The sequence below is a fragment of the Bacillus sp. mrc49 genome, assembly GCF_002803435.1.
Window position 1 is genome coordinate 1 of sequence record NZ_PHNG01000680.1, and the last position, 3907, is coordinate 3907.

Annotated in this window: 3 protein-coding genes; all 3 read left to right on the forward strand. The window is 45.3% G+C overall.

Going from position 1 to position 3907, the window contains the following annotated elements:
* The coding region (gene ftsH / locus CVN76_RS10790; RefSeq protein ID WP_100531244.1) for an ATP-dependent zinc metalloprotease FtsH at positions 1–2035 on the forward strand (2035 nt) is incomplete at its 5' end.
* Positions 2036–2204: 169 nt separating this feature from the next.
* Entirely contained in the window at positions 2205–2984 is a 780-nt protein-coding gene (locus tag CVN76_RS10795; RefSeq protein ID WP_061144011.1) for a type III pantothenate kinase, read from the forward strand.
* 36 nt (positions 2985–3020) lie between these two features.
* A complete protein-coding gene (gene hslO / locus CVN76_RS10800) occupies positions 3021–3902 on the forward strand; it encodes an Hsp33 family molecular chaperone HslO (RefSeq protein ID WP_100531245.1) in 882 nt (293 codons plus the stop codon).
* Positions 3903–3907 lie beyond the last annotated feature (5 nt).

Below are 3907 nucleotides of genomic sequence, written 5' to 3' on the forward strand. Positions count from 1 at the left end.
ATTTTATTTACTGATCTTTTTGGTCATCATTGGGATTGTAAGCATCTTTAATAATAACAATGAACCAAACGTAAAAATGACCCAAGATGAATTCTATAAGCATTTGGAGAGTGGGGACGTTACATCACTTACGATGCAGCCCGAAAGCAGTGTCTTTGAAATCACTGGTAAGCTCAAAGGTTATGATGATAACAAGAACTTCGTGACTTACGTGCCATTCAGTGAATATTCGCAAAGCCGGATCAATGACGCTGCAAACAAGCTGGATAAAGACATCATCAATGTCGAGCCTCCAGAAAAGACAAGTGGCTGGGTGACATTTTTCACTTCCATCATTCCATTTGTAATCATTTTTATCCTCTTCTTCTTTTTACTTAACCAAGCTCAAGGCGGCGGCGGCGGCCGCGTCATGAATTTCGGGAAAAGTAAGGCGAAATTGTATAATGATGATAAGAAAAAGGTACGCTTCAATGATGTTGCCGGAGCGGACGAAGAAAAGCAGGAACTTGTCGAGGTCGTCGAATTCTTGAAAGACCCTCGCAAATTCGCCGAGCTAGGAGCCCGCATTCCTAAAGGGGTACTATTAGTGGGGCCTCCTGGTACAGGTAAAACATTACTTGCACGGGCAGTGGCCGGTGAAGCAGGAACTCCTTTCTTCTCGATCAGCGGTTCAGATTTCGTTGAGATGTTCGTGGGTGTCGGTGCATCCCGTGTTCGTGATTTATTTGAGAATGCTAAGAAAAATGCACCATGTATCATCTTCATCGATGAAATTGATGCAGTTGGACGTCAGCGTGGCGCAGGCCTTGGTGGCGGACATGATGAACGTGAACAAACGCTGAACCAATTGCTCGTTGAAATGGATGGATTCGGCGGCAATGAGGGCATCATCATCATAGCTGCGACTAACCGTGCAGATGTATTGGATCCGGCATTATTGCGTCCAGGACGTTTCGACCGTCAAATTACGGTTGGCCGCCCGGATGTCAAAGGCCGTGAAGAAGTGCTGAAGGTGCATGCTCGCAATAAACCTTTGGCGGAAACCGTCGATTTAAAGGCGATTGCCCAGCGCACACCAGGATTTTCCGGTGCCGATCTAGAAAACTTGCTTAATGAAGCGGCACTTGTAGCTGCCCGTCAAGATAAGAAGAAGATTGACATGTCGGATCTGGATGAAGCTTCGGATCGCGTGATTGCAGGACCTGCCAAGAAAAACCGTGTCATCTCCAAGAAGGAACGGAATATTGTAGCATGGCATGAAGCGGGCCATACCATCATCGGTCTGGTTCTGGATGATGCCGAAGTCGTTCATAAGGTTACGATTGTCCCTCGTGGTCAAGCTGGCGGTTATGCAGTGATGCTTCCAAAAGAAGATCGTTTCTTCATGACGGAGCCGGAATTGAAAGATAAAATCGTCGGACTGTTGGGTGGACGTGTATCCGAGGAAGTAACATTCGGAGAAGTGAGTACTGGGGCGCATAATGACTTCCAACGTGCAACGGGCATAGCTCGCAGCATGGTCATGGAATATGGCATGAGCAAACTTGGACCGCTTCAGTTCGGTAACTCCCAAGGTCAGGTTTTCCTAGGCCGCGATTTCAATAATGATCAAAATTATTCAGATGCCATAGCATATGAAATCGATCTTGAAATTCAACGCATCATCAGGGAAGCGTACGAAAGATGTAAGAAAATCCTTACTGAAAATCGTGAAAAACTTGATTTGGTTGCTAAAACCTTGCTTGAAGTGGAAACACTCGATGCAGAACAAATCCAAAGTTTATTCCATAATGGAAAATTGCCAGACCGGGATTATACCGCGCTGAATGGCAATTTGACCACTGATGAGAATGTCAAGGTGAACATCAATACGAAAAAGGAAGAAAAAGAGGCCCTTTTGGATCCATTGGATAAAAGGGGACCCGAGGACCTTGAAATAACGGAGGAAGGGCTTAATACACCTCCGATTAATGAAGGGGCCCCTCAAGATAAGCCGCTTTCCTTCCCTAACGAAGATGACAATAAAAAGTCTTAATTCGACTAACAGAAAAGGGTATTTCCGCCTCGGAAATACCCTTTTCTTAACCCTTAAACGTAAAGGAACCGACCTGGAGTTTTATTGGCTTTCGAAAAGTGTGACTAATAGCGTATGAAAAACCAGTGTGGTATGATGTTGGAGAATAATTTACCGGAGTGATGAAACGATGATTTTTGTATTGGATGTTGGAAATACGAATATAGTATTAGGCGTATACGATGAAGATATTTTAAAATATCATTGGCGAATCGAGACTAGCCGCCATAAGACGGAAGATGAATATGGAATGGTCATAAAGTCTTTGCTGCAACATGAAGGCCTTTCGTTTGACCAATTTGACGGAATCATTATCTCTTCGGTAGTTCCGCCAATCATGTTTGCGCTGGAACGTATGTGCAAGAAGTATTTTGGCATAAAACCGCTAATAGTGGGACCAGGAATCAAAACTGGATTGAATATTAAATATGAAAATCCCCGTGAAGTGGGCGCAGACCGAATCGTGAATGCCGTTGCAGGCATACAGGAGTATGGAAGTCCGCTCATCATCGTGGATTTTGGCACGGCAACGACATATTGCTATATAAACGAGGACAAACAATACATGGGCGGGGCCATCGCCCCTGGCATTAACATATCTACAGAGGCGCTTTATTCGAAAGCTGCCAAGCTTCCGAGGATAGAAATCAGCCGCCCAGACGGCATCATTGGGAAGAATACCGTATCGGCCATGCAGGCTGGGATATTATATGGATATGTTGGACAGGTCGAAGGAATCGTCAACCGAATAAAGGAGCAAAGTAATCTTGAACCGACAGTAATCGCTACGGGCGGATTGGCGACCTTGATTGCCAATGAGTCTACTGTGATTGATGTCGTTGAACCATTTTTGACCTTGAAGGGGTTACAGCTCATCTATAAACGCAATCGTGAGCAAGTGAAGAAATAAAGAATATGTGTGCACAACATGGAAGGAGCACTATAAATGAAGGATTATCTAGTGAAAGCGTTAGGCTATGAGGGTCAAGTTCGCGCATATGCCGTTTCAACAACGGATACTGTAGGAGAGGCACAAAGGCGCCATTATACATGGCCGACTGCCTCGGCAGCCCTCGGACGTGCCATGACGGCCGGCGTGATGATGGGCAGCATGCTAAAAGGTGAAGAAAAACTTACGATTAAAATAGAGGGCGGAGGACCGATCGGGTCGATCCTTGTCGATAGCAATGCAAAGGGCGAAGTTCGCGGATATGTAACGCACCCCCAAACTCATTTTGATTTGAACGAACACGGAAAGCTTGATGTCAGGAAAGCTGTCGGAACGGAAGGGTTGCTGACGGTTGTCAAGGATATCGGTCTTCGGGATAACTTTTCAGGGCAAGTGCCAATTGTGTCTGGCGAATTAGGTGAGGATTTCACCTATTATTTTGCCACTTCTGAACAGGTGCCATCTTCAGTGGGTGTAGGGGTCCTGGTGAATCCTGATAATTCGATTCTTGCGGCGGGTGGATTCATCATCCAATTGCTGCCTGGAACATCCGATGAAACGATCTCCAAAATCGAGAGTCGCCTGAGCACAATCGAGCCTGTCTCGAAAATGATTCAAAGAGGCTTGACGCCGGAAGAAATCCTAACGGAAATTTTGGGTGAAGGCAATGTGAACATTTTAGAAAAAATGGATGTCGAATTCTCCTGTCAATGCTCAAGGGAGAGAATTGCCAATGCATTGATCAGCCTTGGGAAAGATGAAATTCGGGATATTATCGAGACAGAAGGAAAAGCGGAGGCGCAATGCCATTTTTGCAATGAAACCTACCAATTCTCGAAAGAAGATCTTGAAGAACTGGAAGCAGAAACAGAAAAATAATTGAC

Excerpts from the sequence above, each read along its gene's own strand:
- CVN76_RS10795 (WP_061144011.1), top strand. The coding sequence starts at position 2,205 with ATGATTTTTGTATTGGATGTTGGAAATACGAATATAGTATTAGGCGTA.
- hslO (WP_100531245.1), top strand. The coding sequence starts at position 3,021 with ATGAAGGATTATCTAGTGAAAGCGTTAGGCTATGAGGGTCAAGTTCGC.